Genomic DNA, 19,773 nt, shown 5'->3' on the forward strand with positions numbered 1-19,773 from the left:
AGCCGCCATGATTCTGCTGATTGATAACTACGATTCCTTCACCTGGAACCTTTACCAGTATTTTTGTGAACTGGGTGCAGAGGTGGTTGTCCGCCGTAACGACGAGGTCGGACTGGCCGATATCGGGACGCTGGCTCTGCAGAAAATCGTGATTTCTCCTGGGCCGTGTACGCCGTCGGAATCGGGTATTTCTCTGGATGCTATCCAGTACTATGCCGGCAAGCTGCCGATCCTGGGCGTCTGTCTGGGCCATCAGGCGATTGCCCAGGCGTTTGGTGCCACCATCGTGCGCGCCGAGAAAGTGATGCACGGTAAAATCTCTCCGGTCACCCACGCCGGCACCGGGGTATTCACGGGGCTCAATAATCCGCTAACCGTGACGCGCTACCATTCCCTGGTGATTGACCCGTCGACCCTGCCCGACTGCTTTGAGGTGACCGCCTGGAGCGATACGCAGGAGATCATGGGGATTCGCCACCGCGAATGGGACCTCGAAGGCGTGCAGTTCCACCCGGAAAGCATCCTCAGCGAGCAGGGGCACGCGCTGCTGGCAAATTTCCTCAATCGCTGAATATCTGTTGCCTTGCTGTGATTTTTTATGCATATTTTGTGATTATATTTTCACAATAACTGTGACATAAAAATGGATGGTCATGACATGGCAACTGAACAACCAGCAATTACCCGCGCGACATTTGATGAAGTGATCCTGCCGATTTATGCACCGGCTGAGTTTATCCCGGTGAAGGGAAAGGGCAGCCGCATATGGGATCAGCAGGGTAAAGAGTATGTGGATTTCGCGGGCGGTATTGCGGTCACGGCGCTGGGTCATTGCCATCCCGCGCTGGTTGAGGCGCTGAAAACCCAGGGCGAAACCCTGTGGCACACCAGCAACGTGTTCACCAACGAACCGGCGCTGCGCCTGGGCCGCAAGATCATTGATGCGACCTTTGCCGAGCGCGTGCTGTTTATGAACTCCGGCACCGAAGCCAACGAAACCGCTTTTAAGCTGGCGCGCTACTACGCAACAACGCGCCACAGCCCGTACAAAACCAAAATCATCGCCTTCCACAATGCCTTCCACGGACGCTCTTTCTTTACCGTCTCCGTTGGCGGCCAGCCAAAGTATTCTGACGGGTTTGGCCCGAAGCCGGCCGATATTGTCCACGTGCCGTTTAACGATCTGCATGCGGTGAAAGCGGTGATGGACGACCATACCTGCGCGGTGGTGGTCGAGCCGATCCAGGGCGAAGGCGGCGTGACCGCGGCAACTCCGGAATTCCTGAAAGGGCTGCGCGCGCTGTGCGACGAACATCAGGCGCTGCTGGTCTTTGATGAAGTGCAGTGCGGGATGGGGCGTACCGGCGATCTGTTCGCGTATATGCACTACGGCGTTACGCCGGACATCCTGACCAGCGCCAAAGCGCTCGGCGGTGGTTTCCCGGTGAGTGCGGTACTGACGACGCAGGAGATCGCCTCCGCGTTCCACATCGGCTCTCACGGCTCTACCTACGGCGGTAACCCGCTGGCGACCGCCGTGGCGGGCGCTGCATTCGACATTATCAACACGCCGGAGGTGTTGAACGCCGTGAGCGCGAAGCGCGAGCTGTTCGTAAAACACCTGCAAAAGATTGATGAGCAGTACGATGTGTTCAGCGAAATCCGCGGGATGGGGCTGTTGATTGGCGCCGAGCTGAAGCCGCAGTACAAAGGTCGCGCGCGCGACTTCCTGCACGCCGCCGCGCACGAAGGAGTGATGGTGCTCAATGCCGGGCCGGACGTGATGCGCTTTGCGCCGTCGCTGGTGGTAGAAGACAAAGACATCGAAGAGGGGTTAACCCGCTTTGCCTCGGCGGTCGCGAAGATCGTTAAAGGCTAATACTCGGTTCGCTTTAACCGACGCGTTAACCAAATGCCGTGATGCGGACGCTGACGCCATGCCACCGACGAAATGGTGTGCATGGTGTTCAGATGCCCCAGAACGCGCTGCAAATGCTGCTCCAGCGTGCTCATTGGCCCGTGGGTTAACGTCTCCGGCGCTTCCAGAATGTTTGAGTCGCCCGACTCGCCCGGCGCGTCATACTCCAGACGTTGCTGACACCTCTGCAACGCAATTTCACACGACTGCAAATAGCGCTGCGCCAGATCCGGCGTCAGCATCGTGTGCTCGCGCGCCAGCGTGGTCATGGCGTTAATGTGCTCGACGATAAACTGGCTGTGCGTCACCCAGAGCTTCATGTCTGCCAGATAGTGCGAGTTAAAGCCCGGCTCCTGCATCGCCTGGTTGAGCGAGTTAAACAGGGCGTTGTGCGCCTGGTTGACCTTCATCCGCTGATAGGCCAGCGGGGAGGGCTGCGGGTCGTCGCTCAGGATCAGGCGAATAGCCTGCTGGTCGGCTTCCAGCGCGTCGTGGGCGTTCTGCCTCAGCAGCCCGCTCTGCCACTGCGGCCACAGCCAGACCATTCCGCCAAAGGCAATCAGGCAGCCGATCAGGGTATCAATCAGCCTAGCGATAATAAACTGTTCGCCATTGAGCGTGAGCAGCTGCAGGGTATATACCGCCGTCACCGTAAAGCCCACCATCGCCCAGCCGTAATTTTTGCGGATAATCAGGTAGCTCACCAGCGTGATCGCCAGCATGCCTGCCAGGGTATAGCCTTCCGGCACGTGGAAGTGCAGCGTTACGCCCGCAATGATCAGCCCGGCCATCGTTCCGCCAGCCCTGTGCAGAATACGCACCCGCGTGGCGCCGTAGCCGTTCTGGGTGACAAACAGCACGGTCATTAAGATCCAGTACGGTTTCGGCAGGTGCAGCGCCATGCCCATCAGGCTGGCGGTACTGAGCATAACGCTAATCCTGGCGGCGTTGCGCAGGGCGGACGATTTAAGGGAAAGATAGCTTTTGAGCGCGGGCAATAACGGAAGCCGTTTTTGCTTATCCGCCATCAGGTCGCGGGGATAAAGCGGGCGCTGCGTGCGCAACACGCGGGCGATGCGGCTGAAGTGCCAGGCGGCAAACTGGCCGACCGGGTTATCGGGATGCTGGCGGGCGATTTTCTCCAGCGCGCCCAGCTGTTTTTCCATGTTAAAGCGCGTCGGGTAGCGGTGGTAGAGAATATCATCGGCCAGCACGCGCAGACGTGCGGACACGGTTTGTGCGTTCCAGCGGATCACCGCTTCGGCGTGGCTGCGCTCGACCAGCTTTTGCACCTCCTGCGGGTGATGAAGGCTTACGGAGATGTGCTCCTGCAGATCCAGCCCGACCTGGAAGGTGCGCAGCAGCCGTTTGTATTCGTGGTTCTTGTTGGCGGCGAGCATATGCAGCTGCTGATAGCACTGGCTTATCAGGTCCACCACCTTCTGCTGGCGCGTCAGCAGCGGCGGTAAGGATTTTTCCGGATCGGTATGCTGGGTGAGCAGGGTATATTTGGCTTCGCAGTAATCCGCAAGCTGTACATAGAGCAGGCTCAGGGATTCACGCAGCGGCTGTTCGCGCCACAGCCAGAACCAAAACCAGTTAAACAGCCCGTACCACAATGTCCCCAGGGCGTAGATCAGCAGCGGCTCCCACACCGGCATGTTCCCGGCGAGGCTCAGCGGAAAATGGCCGCAATCAGCGAGGCGGGAAGCAGGCGGGCGTGCAGCGAACTGATTTCCGCCGTGACGCCGAGCGTCATCGCCAGCACGGTCAGGATCAGCGGCAGCGGGATATCCCGGGCAAGCAGAAGCTGCACGGCGAGGCTACAGCCGGCAAACAGGCAGCCACCGATAATCAGGCGTTTGAAAAAGCGCTTATGCGGCGTGTCCAGACCGGCGATGTTGCAGCAGGCGGGCACGAGGGAAAACAGCAGGCCTTGCTGAAGATGTCCGAGGATCAGGCCTATGGCCACAGGAAGACACAACACCAGCGTTTGCCGCAGTGCGTAGTTAACTTCCGGGTGATAGATCAGCCTGCGCCACATGGGGAGTAGAGACAAAAACGGCGTGACACCTTGCGATGGCACGCCGTTTAAGCGGAATTAACGCGTTCCGTAGACCACGATGGTTTTACCGTGGGCGGAGATCAGGTTTTGATCTTCCAGCATTTTCAGGATACGGCCCACTGTTTCACGGGAGCAACCGACGATCTGACCAATTTCCTGACGGGTAATTTTAATTTGCATGCCGTCCGGGTGGGTCATAGCGTCTGGCTGTTTCGCCAGGTTCAACAGGGTTTGTGCGATACGGCCGGTAACGTCCAGGAAGGCGAGGTTACCCACTTTCTCTGACGTGACCTGCAGACGGCGCGCCATCTGGGAAGAAAGACGCATCAGGATGTCAGGGTTAACCTGAATCAGCTGACGGAACTTCTTGTAAGAAATTTCAGCCACTTCACATGCTGTCTTTGCACGAACCCAGGCGCTACGTTCCTGGCCCTCTTCAAACAGGCCCAGTTCACCGATGAAATCGCCCTGGTTCAGATAAGAAAGGATCATCTCTTTCCCTTCTTCATCTTTGATCAGCACTGCCACCGAGCCTTTAACGATGTAATACAACGTTTCCGCTTTTTCACCCTGGTGAATCAGCGTGCTCTTCGATGGGTACTTATGAATGTGGCAATGAGACAAGAACCATTCGAGAGTCGGGTCTGTTTGCGGTTTGCCAAGCACCATGCGCTGTTATCCTCTGTTATAAGCTGTCACCAGAGTCATCAGATGCATCCGGACTCTGGGGTTGCAATCGAATTCTTACCCATACCCTGGGAAGTCGGCTACCGTAACGTTTCGCAGCCAGTAAAGTTTGATGTCCTCTGCATACACGTGTAACGTCAATGTATTACTGTAGCATCCTGAGTGTTTTAGCATAGCTTTCGCCGCGTGTCTCCTGGTGTCTCGCTTCAGCATGATGCAGGTCGCCTTCCATTGCGAGAAATGTAACGCACGCGTAATCTGTCACCAAAAATGCAACGTTGGAGTAAATGAATATGCAAGCGCGCGTGAAATGGGTTGAAGGTTTAACGTTCCTGGGCGAGTCCGCGTCAGGACACCAGATTTTGATGGACGGTAACTCCGGCGATAAAGCGCCAAGCCCAATGGAAATGGTGCTGATGGCGGCAGGGGGTTGCAGCGCCATTGACGTGGTGTCGATTCTGCAAAAAGGACGTCATGACGTGACGGATTGTGAGGTTAAACTCACATCAGAGCGTCGCGATGAGGCGCCACGCCTGTTCACCCATATTAACCTGCACTTTGTGGTCACCGGTAAAGAACTGAAAGACGCGGCGGTCTCACGTGCGGTGGACCTGTCTGCGGAGAAGTACTGCTCTGTGGCGTTAATGCTGGAGAAAGCGGTAAAAATCACGCATTCGTATGAAGTGATCGAGGCGTGATTGATGGGGCATCGTGCGTGTTGATGCCCTCACCCTAACCCTCTCCCACTGGGAGAGGGAACATGCTCACGCGATCTGCTTCCCTTCCATCAGCCGCTCCACCAGCGGCGTCATGATGAGTTCCATCGCCAGCCCCATTTTCCCGCCCGGCACCACTAACGTATTCATGTGCGAAATAAACGAGCCCTGCAGCATCGCCAGCAGCCAGGGATAGTCAATGCCTTCGAGATTGCGGAAATGGATCACCACAAAGCTCTCATCCAACGACGGGATGCTTTTAGCGGCAAACGGGTTGGAGGTGTCCACCGTCGGCACGCGCTGGAAGTTGATATGGGTGCGGGAGAACTGCGGCGTCAGGAAGTTAATGTAATCCTCCATGGAGCGCACCACCGAGTCCATCACCGCTTCGCGAGAATGGCCACGCTCGCTCATGTCACGCGTCAGCTTCTGGATCCACTCCAGGTTAACGATAGGGACCACGCCGACCAGCAGATCCACGTGGCGCGCCACGTCGTGTTGAGGGGTGACCACGCCGCCGTGCAATCCTTCGTAAAACAGGACGTCGGTGGGTTCCGGCAGCGGCTGCCAGGGGGTAAAGGTGCCCGGCACCTGATTCCAGGGTACGGCTTCATCATAGGTGTGCAGATACTTGCGGGACTGCCCTTTGCCGCTCTTGCCGTACTCTATAAAGGTTTGTTCCAGCAGGCCGAAGTCATTGGCTTCCGGGCCGAAGTAGCTGATGTGTTTACCCGAATCGCGCGCCTTACGAATGGCCATGTCCATCTCCGGACGCGTGTAGCGGTGAAAGCTGTCGCCTTCGACCTCCGCCGCACGGAGATTCAGCTGGGCGAAAATCTTGCGAAATGCGAGGCTGGTGGTGGTGGTTCCCGCACCACTCGACCCCGTAACGGCAATAACCGGATGTCTGGCAGACATAGCAACTCCCTGACTGAAAAGGGTGGAAGATCAGCCGTGAAACGCGTTGCGGGGCATGATATTGACCGTCTCATGCAGTTCTGACCACACCAGCACCACGTCGCCGCTTTTCAGCTGGCGCTTAACATCGTTGACCTTTTGCTCAAGCGAGCGTTCCTGTTCACCATAATCGGTGCCTTCGCGTAATACAAAGCTTTCAATCAGATTATCGAGCGTTTCGGGAGCCAGATCCTGCCAGGGAATAATCATTTTGCACCGTCCAGATAAGGGGTCAGCCAGTCAGGAATACGCGCCTCAAGCCACATTTTCGGGCGGCGCAGCGTGCCGCCGATAAACCCGACGTGGCCGCCGTGCTCGGTCAACTGATAGTGAACGTTGTCGGGCAGGAATTCCTGAGCGGGGATCGAGTGATGATCCATAAACGGGTCATCTTTGGCATGAATAATCAGCGTCGGCTGCGTGATCTTGCTGAGCAGCGGCATGGCGCTGCACTGACGATAATAGTCAATCGCATCGGCGAAGCCGTGGATTTTCGCGGTGATCAGGTCGTCGAATTCGCGAATGCGGCGCACCTTTTTCAGCTGGCGCAGGCTGACCGGCAGGGTATCCGGGTAGGCCTTCAGCTTACGCGCCGCGTTGGCCTTCAAAAGGTTGAGCAGGTAGCGCTGATAGACGCGGGAAAAGCCCTTATCCATGTGGTAGCTGCACTGCTCGAGCATAAACGGCGCGGAGACAATGACGGCGGCATCCAGCGGGACGCTTTCGCCCTCTTTGGCCAGCAGACAGGCCAGCATATTGCCGCCCAGCGAGTAGCCCACGGCGGCCGTTGGCACGGTGCCATAATTTTCCCGCAGCCAGTGTAAAAACCACGTCCCGTCTTCGGTTTCACCCGAGTGATAAATGCGTTTCTGACGATTCGGTTCGCCGCTGCAGCCGCGAAAATGCATCACCACGCCGAGCCAGCCGCGCGCTTTTGCCGCCTCAATTAGCCCATGCGCATACGGGCTGTGCAGGCTGCCTTCCAGACCGTGGAAAACCACCAGACGCGGCTTATGGCGAGCCTGTTCAGGCGCTTCGCTCCAGGCGAGATCCAGAAAATCACCGTCTGGCAGGTCAAGCCGTTGCCAGTGCGGGGTGAACTGAACCTTGCGGCGGATCAGTCGCGGCAGCATGGTCTGCAAATGGGGATTGGCCACGCCGCGCATAGGCACGAACTCAGTGCTGTCTTCGGCCGCAATGTCGAAGTCTGATGGAATGATTTGGGTCATAAGCGCGATGCTGATTCTTGTCGGAAATTTACGAGACTTTCCGAATTGTACCCCGTTTAAGCTGGATTTCCGAACCCGGTACGGATTCTGTTCTTCAAACGGGGTAAACAGGTCAGTCAGCCTGCAGCATCGCTTCCAGCTGTTCCTGCGCGTCGAGCCACGCCATCTCGCACTCTTCGAGACTGGATTTGGTCTTCGCCTGGGTTTGCAGGCAGTCGGTCAGCTCCGCTTTGCGGCTCTGGTCATACAGGCCGCTATCGCCAAGCTTCTCTTCAACGACAGCCAGCGTGGCGTTGAGTTTTTCCATCTCTTTTTCGAGACGGGTAATCTCTTTACGCAGCGGCTGCGTCTGGGTGCGAAGCTCCGCTTCACGACGCTTCTGGTCTTTACGCGCCTGCGCGCTGTTGGCGTTGTCTTTCGCTGACTCTTCCGGCTGGTTTTCCTGCTTCTGCACGTCCGTCAGCCACTGCTGGTAGTCTTCCAGATCGCCGTCGAACGGTTCAACTTTGCCGCCGTGCACTAAATAGAGATCGTCCGTGGTGGAGCGGATCAGGTGACGGTCGTGCGAAACCACCACCAGCGCGCCTTCGAACTCGATCAGCGCTTCGGTCAGCGCCTGGCGCATGTCGAGATCCAGGTGGTTGGTCGGTTCATCGAGCAGCAGCAGGTTCGGGCGCTGCCAGACGATCAGCGCCAGCACCAGGCGGGCCTTTTCGCCGCCGGAGAAGCGCTCGGTGTTTTCAGTCACCTTATCGCCCTGGAAGCCAAAGCCGCCGAGATAGTCGCGCAGCTTCTGCTCCATCTCCTGCGGCGCCAGACGCGCGAGGTGCTGAATCGGCGATTCATCCGCGCGTAAAAATTCCAGCTGATGCTGGGCGAAGTAACCCAGCTTGATGCCCTTCGCGAGGCCGATTTCGCCGCTGACCGGGTTAAGCTCGCCCGCCAGCAGTTTGATCAGCGTCGATTTACCGGCGCCGTTACGCCCCAGCAGGCCAATGCGTGAACCCGGCACCAGGTTGAGCTTGATGGAATCGAGAATAATGCGGTCGGCATAGCCCGCGCTGACTTTCTCCATCTTCAGCAGTGGGTTAGGCAGGCTTTCCGGCTCGCGGAAGCTGAAGTGGAACGGGTTATCCACGTGCGCCGGGGCGATCATCTCCATACGTTCCAGCATCTTGATGCGGCTCTGGGCCTGCTTGGCTTTTGAGGCTTTGGCCTTAAAGCGATCCACAAAGCTCTGCAGGTGCGCCACGCGCTGCTGCTGGCTTTCGTACATGGACTGCTGCTGGGCGAGACGCGTCGCGCGCTGGCGCTCGAAGGAGCTGTAGTTGCCGGTGTACTCGAACATCGTTTGCTGTTCGATATGAATGATTTTATCCACTACCGGGTCAAGGAAGTCGCGGTCGTGGGAGATCAGAATCAGAGTGCCCTGATAGCTCTTGAGCCACTTCTCCAGCCAAATAACCGCATCGAGATCGAGGTGGTTGGTCGGTTCGTCAAGCAACAGCAGGTCAGAGCGGCAGATCAGCGCCTGCGCCAGGTTAAGACGCATACGCCAGCCGCCGGAGAAGTCGCTGACCGGGCGTTCAAGCTGTTCGTTGCTGAAGCCCAGGCCGTGCAGCAGGCTGGAGGCGCGGGAGCGAATGGTCCACGCGTCGATGGCGTCCAGCTTGCCGTGAACGGTGGCAATGGCGTGGCCGTCGTTGCGCTCGTTAGCAGCATGAAGTTCCGCTTCGAGCTTGCGGTATTCACGGTCGCCGTCGATAACATAGTCGAGTGCCGGTTCGCTCAGCGCCGGCGTCTCCTGGTTTACCCAGGCGAGCTGCCAGTTTCCCGGGAAGGTAAAGTTACCGCCATCCGCGCTAATCTCGTTTTTCAGCAGCGCCAGCAGGGTGGACTTACCGCAGCCGTTTTTACCGACCAGACCCACTTTTTGGCCCGGGTTGATGGTAGCAGTGGCGTTATCCAGCAGGACGCGCACGCCGCGACGAATTTGTAACGAGGAGAAAACAATCATAGAAGCGCCGTATGTTCCGACTATGTTAATTTGTCATTATGATAATGTAAGGTGTGGGCCATTTTCCGCACCGGGCCGCCATGGTAGCCCAAAACAGCGACGATACACAAAAACAGAAACAAGACCGGGAGGGGAATGATGTCTCAGACAGCAAAAGTGCTGCTGCTGTATGCCCATCCGGAATCTCAGGACTCGGTGGCAAACCGGGTGCTGCTTAAGCCGGCCACACAGCTTAGTAACGTAACGGTGCACGATCTCTACGCGCACTATCCTGATTTCTTTATTGATATCCCTTACGAGCAGGAACTGCTGCGTCAGCATGACGTGATTGTGTTCCAGCATCCGCTTTATACCTATAGCTGTCCGGCGCTGCTGAAAGAGTGGCTGGACCGCGTGCTGAGCCGGGGCTTCTCCAGCGGGGTGGGGGGCAACCAGCTGGCGGGAAAGTACTGGCGTAGTGTGATTACGACCGGTGAACCCGAAAGCGCTTACCGTCACGACGGGCTGAACCGTTATCCGATGAGCGACATCCTGCGGCCATTCGAGCTGACGGCGGCCATGTGCCGTATGCACTGGATGAGCCCGATTATTGTCTACTGGGCGCGGCGTCAGGATCCGAAAGAGCTGGCAAGCCACGCCAGAGCCTATGGTGAATGGCTGGCGTCACCCATTCCGGCAGGAGGTCGTTAATGGAAGGATCGAATTTACTCCTCGCCGGGGTGCTGTTTTTATTTGCGGCCGTCGTTGCGGTGCCGCTTGCAGCCCGTATTGGTATCGGCGCGGTGCTGGGGTATCTGCTGGCGGGGATCGCGATTGGCCCCTGGGGGCTGGGATTCATCAGCGATGTCGATGAGATTCTCCATTTCTCCGAGCTGGGCGTGGTGTTCCTGATGTTCATCATCGGCCTGGAGCTGAATCCTTCGAAATTGTGGCAGCTCCGACGCTCTATCTTTGGCGTGGGCGCCGCGCAGGTGTTGTTCAGCGCCGCGATTCTGGGTGGCCTGTTAATGCTGACGAATTTCTCCTGGCAAGCGGCGGTGATAGGCGGAATCGGCCTTGCGATGTCGTCGACGGCAATGGCGCTGCAGCTGATGCGCGATAAAGGGATGAACCGTAACGAAGCCGGTCAGCTGGGTTTCTCGGTGCTGCTGTTCCAGGATTTGGCGGTGATCCCGGCGCTGGCGCTGGTGCCGCTGCTGGCGGGCTCCGGGGACGATCACTTCGACTGGGCTAAAATCGCCATGAAGGTGTTGGCCTTCGCGGGCATGCTGATTGGCGGTCGTTTCCTGCTGCGTCCCGTGTTCCGCTTTATTGCCGCGTCTGGCGTTCGCGAGGTGTTTACCGCCGCGACGCTGCTGCTGGTGCTGGGATCGGCGTTGTTTATGGACGCGCTGGGGCTGTCGATGGCGCTCGGGACCTTTATCGCCGGGGTGCTGCTGGCGGAGAGCGAGTATCGTCACGAGCTGGAAATTGCCATCGATCCCTTCAAAGGGCTGCTGTTAGGCCTGTTCTTTATTTCGGTCGGGATGGCGCTTAACCTCGGTGTGCTCTATACCCATCTGCTGTGGGTGGTCGTGAGCGTCGCCATCCTGGTGGCGGTGAAGATGCTGGTGCTGTACGTGATGTCACGTATCTACGGGCTGCGCAGTTCGGAACGCATGCAGTTTGCCAGCGTGTTGAGCCAGGGAGGCGAGTTCGCGTTTGTGCTGTTCTCGACCGCATCCTCCCAGAAGCTGTTTAAAGACGATCAGATGGCGCTTTTGCTGGTGACGGTCACGCTGTCTATGATGACCACGCCGCTGCTGATGAAGCTGGTGGATAAACTGCTGTCGCGTCGCCTGAACCCGACGGACGATGAAGACGAAGCGCCGTGGGTGGAAGACGACAAGCCGCAGGTGATTGTGGTGGGCTTTGGCCGTTTCGGACAGGTTATCGGGCGTTTGCTGATGGCGAACAAAATGCGCATTACGGTACTGGAACGGGATATCAGCGCGGTCAACCTGATGCGTAAATATGGCTACAAGGTTTACTACGGCGACGCGACCCAGCTCGAGCTGCTGCGATCGGCGGGGGCGGAAGCGGCAGAGTCCATCGTAATTACCTGTAACGATCCGGAAGACACGATGAAGCTGGTGGAGCTGTGCCAGCAGCATTTCCCGCATCTGCATATTCTGGCGCGTGCGCGGGGACGTGTTGAAGCTCACGAATTGTTGCAGGCGGGTGTGAAACACTTCTCCCGTGAGACGTTCTCCAGTGCGCTGGAGCTGGGCCGTAAGGCGCTGATCTCGCTCGGCATGCATCCGCATCAGGCGCAGCGCGCCCAGATGCACTTCCGCCGGCTGGATATGCGGATGTTGCGCGAGCTGATGCCGGTACATACCGATACGGCGCAGATCTCCCGCGTGCGGGAAGCGCGTCGCGAGCTGGAGGAGATCTTCCAGCGAGAGATGCAACAGGAACGACGCCAGCTTGATGGCTGGGATGAATTTGAATAAAGGGTAACGAAAGATGGCTGTACGTAAACGCTTTATTGCGGGTGCAAAATGCCCGACCTGCCAGGCGCAAGATACCCTGGCGATGTGGCGGGAAAATAATATTGATGTTGTTGAGTGTGTTAAGTGCGGTCACCAGATGCGTGAGGCCGATAAAGAGGCCCGCGATCACGTTCGCAAAGAAGAGCAAGTTATCGGGATTTTTCATCCGGACTAGCGATATGCCCTGAGTTTTTTTAAGCTAAAGGGTACACGGGTGCAGATTTCCGCTACAATCTGCGCCAGCAATTTTCCCACGCTCAGGAGATATCATGAAAGTAGCAAAAGACCTGGTGGTCAGCCTGGCCTATCAGGTACGTACAGAAGACGGTGTGTTGGTTGATGAGTCTCCGGTGAGTGCGCCGCTTGACTACCTGCATGGTCACGGTTCCCTGATTTCTGGCCTGGAAAACGCGCTGGAAGGTCATGAAGTTGGCGACAAATTTGACGTTGCTGTAGGCGCGAACGACGCTTACGGTCAGTATGACGACAATCTGGTTCAGCGCGTTCCTAAAGACGTGTTCATGGGCGTTGACGAACTGCAGGTTGGCATGCGCTTCCTGGCTGAAACTGACCAGGGTCCGGTTCCTGTTGAAATCACCGAAGTGGAAGATGACCACGTCGTGGTTGACGGTAACCACATGCTGGCTGGCCAGAACCTGAAGTTCAACGTAGAAGTTGTTGCGATCCGTGAAGCGACCGAAGAAGAGCTGGCTCATGGCCACGTTCACGGTGCACACGGTCACGACCATGACCACGATCACGGCCACGACGGCTGCTGCGGTGGTCACGGCCACGATCACGACCATGGTCACGACCACGGTAAAGGTGGTTGCGGTAACGGCGGCTGCGGTTGCCACTAATTCCGTCATACGGAAAATAAAAATGCGGGATAATAATCCCGCTTTTTTTTACGCCTCAATAATGAGGAGGTGGCGTCTCTTCTGACTGAGAGGCAATGTTTGACGGCTGCGTGGCCTTCAGCTTTTCCGTCAGCAGGCGCATATGATCCCGCAGTTTTGCCATTTCGAGCTCATGTGCGGTCACGGTCTGGTTTAGCTCTTCGATGGTGATGTCCTGAAAAGCCAGGCGGCTTTCCAGCTCAGCCATTCTCGCTTCTATTGCTGTATCCTTCATCATTCACCTCGTTTGTTTCAGATTCGCCATAATGGCCCTGCGGCGGCGCAGTTTAACTGAGTTTATCCTTAAGTACAGTCTGCATCCCTTTGGCAGGAAACTTATTTAAACAAAAATAGTCTGAAAAGTGGCGAGAATTGGAAGTGTCTGTCTGTAGATTTCTTCCGCAACGTTTTATAGTACGTAACTCATTTACGTTTAACGCTGGGGTGAGAGTCCCCAGGCCCTGGAGATATGGATGAAATCACTGTTTAAAGTAACGCTGCTGGCGACGACGATGGCTGTTGCGCTGAACGCGCCGCTGTCATTCGCTGCTGATACTGCTGCGAAGCCTGCTGCCACTGCAGACAGCAAAGCGGCGTTCAAAAATGACGACCAGAAATCCGCCTATGCACTGGGCGCATCTCTGGGTCGCTACATGGAAAACTCTCTGAAAGAACAAGAGAAACTGGGCATCAAACTGGATAAAGCTCAGCTGATCGCGGGCGTTCAGGACGCATTTGCTGATAAGAGCAAGCTGTCTGACCAGGAAATTGAACAGACTCTGCAGGCGTTCGAAGCGCGCGTGAAGGGTGCCGCGCAGACCAAGATGGACGCGGACGCTAAAGACAACGAAGCGAAAGGCAAAGCCTACCGCGATACTTTTGCCAAAGAGAAGGGTGTAAAAACCTCTTCTACCGGCCTGGTGTACAAAGTTGAGAAAGAAGGCACCGGCGATGCGCCTAAAGACAGCGACACCGTTGTTGTGAACTACAAAGGTACGCTGATCGACGGTAAAGAGTTCGATAACTCTTACACCCGCGGTGAGCCGCTCTCCTTCCGTCTGGATGGTGTGATCCCGGGCTGGACTGAAGGCCTGAAAAACATCAAGAAAGGCGGCAAGATCAAGATGGTTATCCCACCGGATCTGGCCTATGGCAAAACCGGCGTTCCGGGTATCCCTGCTAACTCTACGCTGGTCTTTGACGTAGAGCTGCTGGATATCAAACCGGCACCGAAAGCGGATGCGAAAGCAGACGCACCGGCTGACGATAAAGCAGCTGCTGCTAAGAAGTAATGTTGAAAAAAACCGCCGCCTTTCAGGCGGCGGTTTTTTTATTGTGGGGCAGATATAATTAACACTGGAAAGCGCTACGCACGCTGTATTAATTTAGTTGTCCGTGTAGATAATGAGCCTGCCCTGAAAACCTAACGACAGGCTCCTGAAAAGGAGTGTTTTTTCATGTCCAGGTCGCTTTTAACCAACGAAACCAGTGAACTTGATTTGCTGGATCAACGTCCTTTCGATCAGACCGACTTCGATATTCTGAAATCCTACGAAGCGGTAGTGGACGGGTTAGCGATGCTCATTGGCTCCCACTGCGAAATCGTATTGCACTCCCTGCAAGATCTGAAGTGTTCCGCCATCCGCATTGCGAATGGTGAGCATACTGGCCGTAAAATTGGTTCGCCAATTACCGACCTTGCATTGCGTATGCTGCATGACATGACCGGCGCGGACAGCAGCGTCTCCAAATGCTATTTCACCCGCGCCAAAAGCGGCGTGCTGATGAAATCAGAAACCATCGCGATTCGAAACCGCGAGCATCGTGTTATTGGGCTGCTGTGCATCAACATGAACCTTGATGTGCCATTCTCGCAAATCATGAGCACCTTTATTCCACCAGAAACGCCGGATGTTGGCTCTTCTGTTAACTTTGCCTCCTCTGTTGAAGATCTGGTGACGCAGACGCTTGAGTTTACGATTGAAGAGGTGAATGCCGATCGCAACGTCTCGAACAACGCCAAGAATCGTCAGATCGTGCTCAATCTTTATGAAAAAGGGATTTTTGATATTAAAGACGCCATCAACCAGGTGGCCGATCGTCTGAACATCTCCAAGCACACGGTCTACCTCTACATTCGCCAGTTCAAAAGCGGCGATTTCCTGGGACAAGACAAGTAATGCGTTTTGCGTTAATGGTGACAGGCCCGGCGTACGGCACTCAGCAGGCCAGCAGCGCGCTGCAGTTTGCGCATGCGCTACTGGCGGCCGGACACGAGCTGGCGAGCGTCTTCTTCTATCGGGAAGGGGTGTATAACGCGAATCAGTTTACGTCACCGGCGAGCGACGAGTTCGATCTGGTGCGTTCTTGGCAGGCATTAAACGAAAAGCAGGGCGTAGAACTGCACATCTGCGTGGCGGCGGCACTGCGCCGCGGCGTGACCGATGCAACCGAAGCCGCGCGTCTTGGTTTATCGGGTTCTAACCTGCAGCCCGGCTTTTCGTTGAGTGGCCTGGGTGCACTGGCACAGGCGGCATTGACCTGCGACAGAGTGGTGCAATTCTGATGAAGCGTGTCGCGTTTGTTTTTTCCTCCGCACCGCACGGCAATGCGTCAGGCAGAGAAGGGCTGGATGCGCTGCTCGCGACCTCAGCATTGACCGAAGATATCGGTGTCTTCTTTTTGGGCGACGGCGTATTTCAGCTTCTGGCGGGGCAACAGCCTCAGGCCATTCTGGCGCGTGATTACATCGTAACGTTCAAAGTGTTACCGCTTTACGATATCGAAACCTTCTATGTCTGTGCCGACTCCCTGGCCGCGCGCGGTTTAAACGAGGCAACGCCTTTCGTGCTGGATGTGACAGTCATGTCTTCTGCTGCATTGCGCGAACACCTTTCCCACTACGACACCGTTCTGACTTTCTGAGGCTGACATGCTCCATACTCTGAGCCATTCACCGTGGCAATGTGATATCGACGCGTTACTGAGTATGCTGCGCGAAGGTGATGATCTGCTGCTGATTCAGGATGGCGTGCTTGCCGCACTGGAAGGCAGTCGTTTCGTTGAAATTCTCACGAATGCCCCCATAACAGTCTCTGCGCTGAAGGACGATCTGGATGCGCGGGGTCTTTCTGGTCAAATTTCAACCAAAATTGACGTGGTTGGCTATACTGATTTCGTCAATCTTACTGTGACGCACGCCAGTCAAATGAACTGGTGATTTGAGATCGCTGTATATTTCTTGACACCTTTTCGACGTAGCCCTAAAATTTCGCGTCCTCATATTGTATGAGGTCGTTTTATTACGTGTTTACGAAGCAAAAGCTAAAACCAGGAGCTATTTAATGGCAACAGTTAACCAGCTGGTACGCAAACCACGCGCACGCAAAGTTGCAAAGAGCAACGTGCCTGCGCTGGAAGCCTGCCCGCAGAAACGTGGTGTATGTACTCGTGTATATACCACCACTCCTAAAAAACCAAACTCCGCACTGCGTAAAGTATGCCGTGTGCGTTTGACTAACGGTTTCGAAGTGACTTCCTACATCGGTGGTGAAGGTCACAACCTGCAGGAACACTCCGTGATCCTGATCCGTGGCGGTCGTGTTAAAGACCTTCCGGGTGTTCGTTACCACACCGTTCGTGGTGCGCTCGACTGCTCAGGTGTTAAAGACCGTAAGCAGGCTCGCTCCAAGTACGGCGTGAAGCGTCCTAAGGCTTAATGGTTCTCCGTTAAGTAAGGCCAAACTGATTTATCTTAATGTCAAACTAAACTCTTTGAGTTTTGGACAATCCTGAATTAACAACGGAGTATTCCCATGCCACGTCGTCGCGTCATTGGTCAGCGTAAAATTCTTCCAGATCCGAAATTCGGATCAGAACTGCTGGCAAAATTTGTAAATATCCTGATGGTAGATGGTAAAAAATCTACTGCAGAAGCAATCGTATACAGCGCGCTTGAGACCCTGGCTCAGCGTTCTGGTAAAAATGAACTGGAAGCTTTCGAAGTCGCTCTCGACAACGTTCGCCCAACCGTAGAAGTTAAGTCCCGCCGCGTTGGTGGTTCTACTTATCAGGTTCCAGTTGAAGTTCGTCCGGTTCGTCGTAATGCTCTGGCAATGCGTTGGATCGTTGAAGCTGCTCGTAAACGCGGTGATAAATCCATGGCTCTGCGTCTGGCGAACGAACTTTCTGATGCTGCAGACAACAAAGGTACTGCAGTTAAGAAACGTGAAGACGTTCACCGTATGGCAGAAGCCAACAAGGCGTTCGCACACTACCGTTGGTAATCCCTTCGGAGTATTAGTCACCAGGCGGGCGCTTCAGAGAAGCCGCCCGCTCTGGGTAACTTAACTGAACGCCTAAAGATATAAACGAGGAATCAAATGGCTCGTACAACACCCATCGCACGCTACCGTAACATCGGTATCAGTGCGCACATCGACGCCGGTAAAACCACTACTACCGAACGTATTCTGTTCTACACCGGTGTAAACCACAAAATCGGTGAAGTTCATGACGGCGCAGCCACCATGGACTGGATGGAACAGGAGCAGGAGCGTGGTATCACTATCACCTCCGCAGCGACTACTGCATTCTGGTCAGGTATGGCTAAGCAGTACGAACCGCATCGCGTAAACATCATCGACACCCCAGGGCACGTTGACTTCACCATCGAAGTAGAACGTTCCATGCGTGTTCTTGACGGCGCGGTAATGGTTTATTGCGCAGTTGGTGGTGTTCAGCCACAGTCTGAAACCGTATGGCGTCAGGCGAACAAATATAAAGTTCCACGCATCGCGTTCGTTAACAAAATGGACCGTATGGGTGCTAACTTCCTGAAAGTTGTTGGCCAGATCAAAACCCGTCTGGGCGCGAACCCTGTTCCGCTGCAGCTGGCAATTGGTGCTGAAGAAGGCTTCACCGGCGTTATCGACCTGGTGAAAATGAAAGCCATCAACTGGAACGATGCAGACCAGGGCGTTACCTTCGAATACGAAGATATCCCAGCTGCAATGCAGGACCTGGCTGACGAATGGCACCAGAACCTGATCGAATCCGCTGCTGAAGCTTCTGAAGAGCTGATGGAGAAATACCTGGGTGGTGAAGAACTGACTGAAGAAGAGATCAAAAAAGCTCTGCGTCAGCGCGTTCTGAACAACGAAATCATCCTGGTAACCTGTGGTTCTGCGTTCAAGAACAAAGGTGTTCAGGCGATGCTGGATGCGGTAGTTGACTACCTGCCATCCCCGGTTGACGTTCCTGCGATCAACGGCATCCTGGACGACGGTAAAGATACTCCGGCTGAGCGTCACGCAAGCGACGAAGAGCCATTCTCTGCACTGGCGTTCAAAATTGCTACCGACCCATTCGTGGGTAACCTGACCTTCTTCCGCGTTTACTCTGGTGTGGTTAACTCCGGTGACACCATCCTGAACTCCGTGAAAGCGGCGCGTGAACGTTTTGGCCGTATCGTACAGATGCACGCTAACAAACGTGAAGAGATCAAAGAAGTTCGTGCGGGCGACATCGCTGCAGCTATCGGTCTGAAAGACGTGACCACTGGTGACACCCTGTGTGACCCGGATCACCCGATCATTCTGGAGCGTATGGAATTCCCTGAGCCGGTAATCTCCATCGCAGTTGAACCAAAAACCAAAGCTGACCAGGAAAAAATGGGTCTGGCTCTGGGCCGTCTGGCGAAAGAAGACCCATCATTCCGCGTATGGACTGATGAAGAATCTAACCAGACCATCATCGCTGGTATGGGTGAACTGCACCTGGACATCATCGTTGACCGTATGAAGCGTGAATTCAACGTTGAAGCGAACGTGGGTAAACCTCAGGTTGCTTACCGCGAAGCGATTCGCGCGAAAGTTACCGACATTGAAGGTAAGCACGCTAAGCAGTCTGGTGGTCGCGGTCAGTACGGTCACGTTGTGATCGACATGTACCCACTGGAGCCGGGCTCTAACCCGAAAGGTTACGAGTTCATCAACGACATCAAAGGTGGTGTAATTCCTGGCGAATACATCCCAGCCGTTGATAAAGGCATCCAGGAACAGCTGAAAGCGGGCCCTCTGGCTGGCTATCCGGTTGTTGATATGGGTGTTCGTCTGCACTTCGGTTCTTACCACGACGTTGACTCCTCTGAACTGGCGTTTAAACTGGCTGCGTCTATTGCCTTTAAAGAAGGCTTTAAGAAAGCAAAACCAGTTCTGCTTGAGCCAATCATGAAGGTTGAAGTAGAAACTCCTGAAGAGAACACCGGTGACGTTATCGGTGACTTGAGCCGTCGTCGCGGTATGCTGCGTGGTCAGGAATCCGAAGTAACTGGCGTTAAGATCCACGCTGAAGTTCCGCTGTCTGAAATGTTCGGATATGCAACTCAGCTGCGTTCTCTGACCAAAGGTCGTGCATCATACACCATGGAATTCCTGAAGTATGATGATGCGCCTAACAACGTTGCTCAGGCCGTTATTGAAGCCCGTGGTAAGTAATCCACAGGATTAAAACCTAAGTCCCGTGCTCTCTCCACAGGGGAGAGCACTATAGTAAGGAATATAGCCGTGTCTAAAGAAAAATTTGAACGTACAAAACCGCACGTCAACGTTGGTACTATCGGCCACGTTGACCATGGTAAAACTACCCTGACTGCTGCAATCACTACCGTTCTGGCTAAAACCTACGGTGGTTCTGCTCGTGCATTCGACCAGATCGATAACGCACCAGAAGAAAAAGCTCGTGGTATCAC

At 55.3% G+C, this 19,773-nt stretch carries 22 protein-coding genes and 1 pseudogene; 16 read left to right on the plus strand and 7 right to left on the minus strand.

Features of this window, described 5'->3' with window-relative positions:
• Positions 1-7: 7 nt before the first annotated feature.
• Positions 8-571, plus strand: coding sequence for an aminodeoxychorismate synthase component 2 (pabA, locus tag ADJ24_RS08850; RefSeq protein ID WP_048702305.1), 564 nt, complete (start codon positions 8-10; stop codon positions 569-571).
• Between the two features lie 87 nt (positions 572-658).
• Entirely contained in the window at positions 659-1,879 is a 1,221-nt protein-coding gene (argD, locus tag ADJ24_RS08855; protein WP_023309468.1) for a bifunctional acetylornithine/succinyldiaminopimelate transaminase, read from the plus strand.
• On the opposite strand, the pseudogene ADJ24_RS08860 reads toward argD, so the two are convergent.
• A pseudogene (locus ADJ24_RS08860) lies at positions 1,876-3,962 on the minus strand (YccS/YhfK family putative transporter). The gene argD and the pseudogene ADJ24_RS08860 overlap by 4 nt on opposite strands.
• Positions 3,963-4,019: 57 nt before the next feature.
• Positions 4,020-4,652: a cAMP-activated global transcriptional regulator CRP gene (gene crp, locus ADJ24_RS08865; protein ID WP_000242758.1), complete on the minus strand. Its 633-nt coding sequence runs from the start codon at positions 4,650-4,652 to the stop codon at positions 4,020-4,022.
• Between the two features lie 311 nt (positions 4,653-4,963).
• Between crp and ADJ24_RS08870 the strand changes: the two genes are divergently transcribed.
• Positions 4,964-5,368 (plus strand): OsmC family protein, encoded by a 405-nt coding sequence (locus ADJ24_RS08870; protein WP_023309466.1) that lies wholly within the window; start codon positions 4,964-4,966, stop codon positions 5,366-5,368.
• Between the two features lie 66 nt (positions 5,369-5,434).
• Here ADJ24_RS08870 and ADJ24_RS08875 read toward each other — a convergent pair whose 3' ends face one another.
• From ADJ24_RS08875 to ADJ24_RS08890, 4 genes are all read right to left on the minus strand, one after another.
• Positions 5,435-6,304 (minus strand): phosphoribulokinase, encoded by an 870-nt coding sequence (locus tag ADJ24_RS08875; RefSeq protein ID WP_023309465.1) that lies wholly within the window; start codon positions 6,302-6,304, stop codon positions 5,435-5,437.
• 30 nt (positions 6,305-6,334) lie between these two features.
• Positions 6,335-6,553: a YheU family protein gene (locus tag ADJ24_RS08880; protein ID WP_008503016.1), complete on the minus strand. Its 219-nt coding sequence runs from the start codon at positions 6,551-6,553 to the stop codon at positions 6,335-6,337.
• A complete protein-coding gene (locus ADJ24_RS08885) occupies positions 6,550-7,572 on the minus strand; it encodes a hydrolase (RefSeq protein WP_039263094.1) in 1,023 nt (340 codons plus the stop codon). The genes ADJ24_RS08880 and ADJ24_RS08885 overlap by 4 nt, the downstream gene beginning before the upstream one ends.
• 112 nt (positions 7,573-7,684) lie before the next feature.
• Complete coding sequence (locus ADJ24_RS08890) at positions 7,685-9,589, minus strand: ABC transporter ATP-binding protein (protein ID WP_023309463.1); 1,905 nt, start codon at positions 9,587-9,589, stop codon at positions 7,685-7,687.
• Positions 9,590-9,724: 135 nt separating this feature from the next.
• Between ADJ24_RS08890 and kefG the strand changes: the two genes are divergently transcribed.
• The 4 genes from kefG (at position 9,725) to slyD (ending at position 12,983) form a co-directional block, all read left to right on the plus strand.
• Entirely contained in the window at positions 9,725-10,279 is a 555-nt protein-coding gene (gene kefG, locus ADJ24_RS08895; RefSeq protein WP_021242220.1) for a glutathione-regulated potassium-efflux system ancillary protein KefG, read from the plus strand.
• Entirely contained in the window at positions 10,279-12,084 is a 1,806-nt protein-coding gene (gene kefB, locus ADJ24_RS08900; protein ID WP_023309462.1) for a glutathione-regulated potassium-efflux system protein KefB, read from the plus strand. Before kefG ends, kefB begins: the two co-directional genes overlap by 1 nt.
• Positions 12,085-12,097: 13 nt before the next feature.
• Positions 12,098-12,298, plus strand: coding sequence for a YheV family putative zinc ribbon protein (locus ADJ24_RS08905; RefSeq protein ID WP_010436300.1), 201 nt, complete (start codon positions 12,098-12,100; stop codon positions 12,296-12,298).
• A 94-nt stretch (positions 12,299-12,392) separates the two neighbouring features.
• On the plus strand, positions 12,393-12,983 hold the full coding sequence (gene slyD / locus ADJ24_RS08910; RefSeq protein ID WP_014833521.1) for a peptidylprolyl isomerase: 591 nt from the start codon (positions 12,393-12,395) through the stop codon (positions 12,981-12,983).
• Positions 12,984-13,038: 55 nt separating this feature from the next.
• Here slyD and ADJ24_RS08915 read toward each other — a convergent pair whose 3' ends face one another.
• Positions 13,039-13,257: a protein SlyX gene (locus tag ADJ24_RS08915; RefSeq protein ID WP_023309461.1), complete on the minus strand. Its 219-nt coding sequence runs from the start codon at positions 13,255-13,257 to the stop codon at positions 13,039-13,041.
• A gap of 238 nt (positions 13,258-13,495) precedes the next feature.
• On the opposite strand from ADJ24_RS08915, the gene fkpA reads away from it, so the two are divergent.
• The 9 genes from fkpA to ADJ24_RS08960 all read left to right on the plus strand — a co-directional run.
• Positions 13,496-14,314: an FKBP-type peptidyl-prolyl cis-trans isomerase gene (gene fkpA / locus ADJ24_RS08920; RefSeq protein WP_023309460.1), complete on the plus strand. Its 819-nt coding sequence runs from the start codon at positions 13,496-13,498 to the stop codon at positions 14,312-14,314.
• 165 nt (positions 14,315-14,479) lie between these two features.
• Positions 14,480-15,202, plus strand: coding sequence for a helix-turn-helix transcriptional regulator (locus ADJ24_RS08925; protein WP_003861697.1), 723 nt, complete (start codon positions 14,480-14,482; stop codon positions 15,200-15,202).
• Entirely contained in the window at positions 15,202-15,588 is a 387-nt protein-coding gene (gene tusD, locus ADJ24_RS08930; protein ID WP_023309459.1) for a sulfurtransferase complex subunit TusD, read from the plus strand. The genes ADJ24_RS08925 and tusD overlap by 1 nt, the downstream gene beginning before the upstream one ends.
• The gene (gene tusC, locus ADJ24_RS08935) at positions 15,588-15,947 is read left to right on the plus strand and encodes a sulfurtransferase complex subunit TusC (protein WP_023309458.1); all 360 of its coding nucleotides are present in this window, start codon (positions 15,588-15,590) and stop codon (positions 15,945-15,947) included. The genes tusD and tusC overlap by 1 nt, the downstream gene beginning before the upstream one ends.
• A gap of 7 nt (positions 15,948-15,954) precedes the next feature.
• Positions 15,955-16,242, plus strand: a complete 288-nt coding sequence (gene tusB / locus ADJ24_RS08940) for a sulfurtransferase complex subunit TusB (RefSeq protein WP_023309457.1) — start codon at positions 15,955-15,957, stop codon at positions 16,240-16,242.
• Between the two features lie 124 nt (positions 16,243-16,366).
• On the plus strand, positions 16,367-16,741 hold the full coding sequence (gene rpsL / locus ADJ24_RS08945; RefSeq protein ID WP_000246815.1) for a 30S ribosomal protein S12: 375 nt from the start codon (positions 16,367-16,369) through the stop codon (positions 16,739-16,741).
• 96 nt (positions 16,742-16,837) lie between these two features.
• Positions 16,838-17,308 (plus strand): 30S ribosomal protein S7, encoded by a 471-nt coding sequence (gene rpsG / locus ADJ24_RS08950; protein WP_004106370.1) that lies wholly within the window; start codon positions 16,838-16,840, stop codon positions 17,306-17,308.
• Between the two features lie 96 nt (positions 17,309-17,404).
• Positions 17,405-19,519 (plus strand): elongation factor G, encoded by a 2,115-nt coding sequence (gene fusA, locus ADJ24_RS08955; protein WP_008503004.1) that lies wholly within the window; start codon positions 17,405-17,407, stop codon positions 19,517-19,519.
• Positions 19,520-19,588: 69 nt separating this feature from the next.
• Positions 19,589-19,773 (plus strand): GTP-binding protein (locus ADJ24_RS08960; RefSeq protein WP_044347782.1); only part of this gene is annotated, 185 nt, incomplete at its 3' end.

Origin of the sequence: Enterobacter sp. 940_PEND, from assembly GCF_001059415.1 — a bacterium.
Lineage (GTDB): Bacteria > Pseudomonadota > Gammaproteobacteria > Enterobacterales > Enterobacteriaceae > Enterobacter > Enterobacter cloacae_M.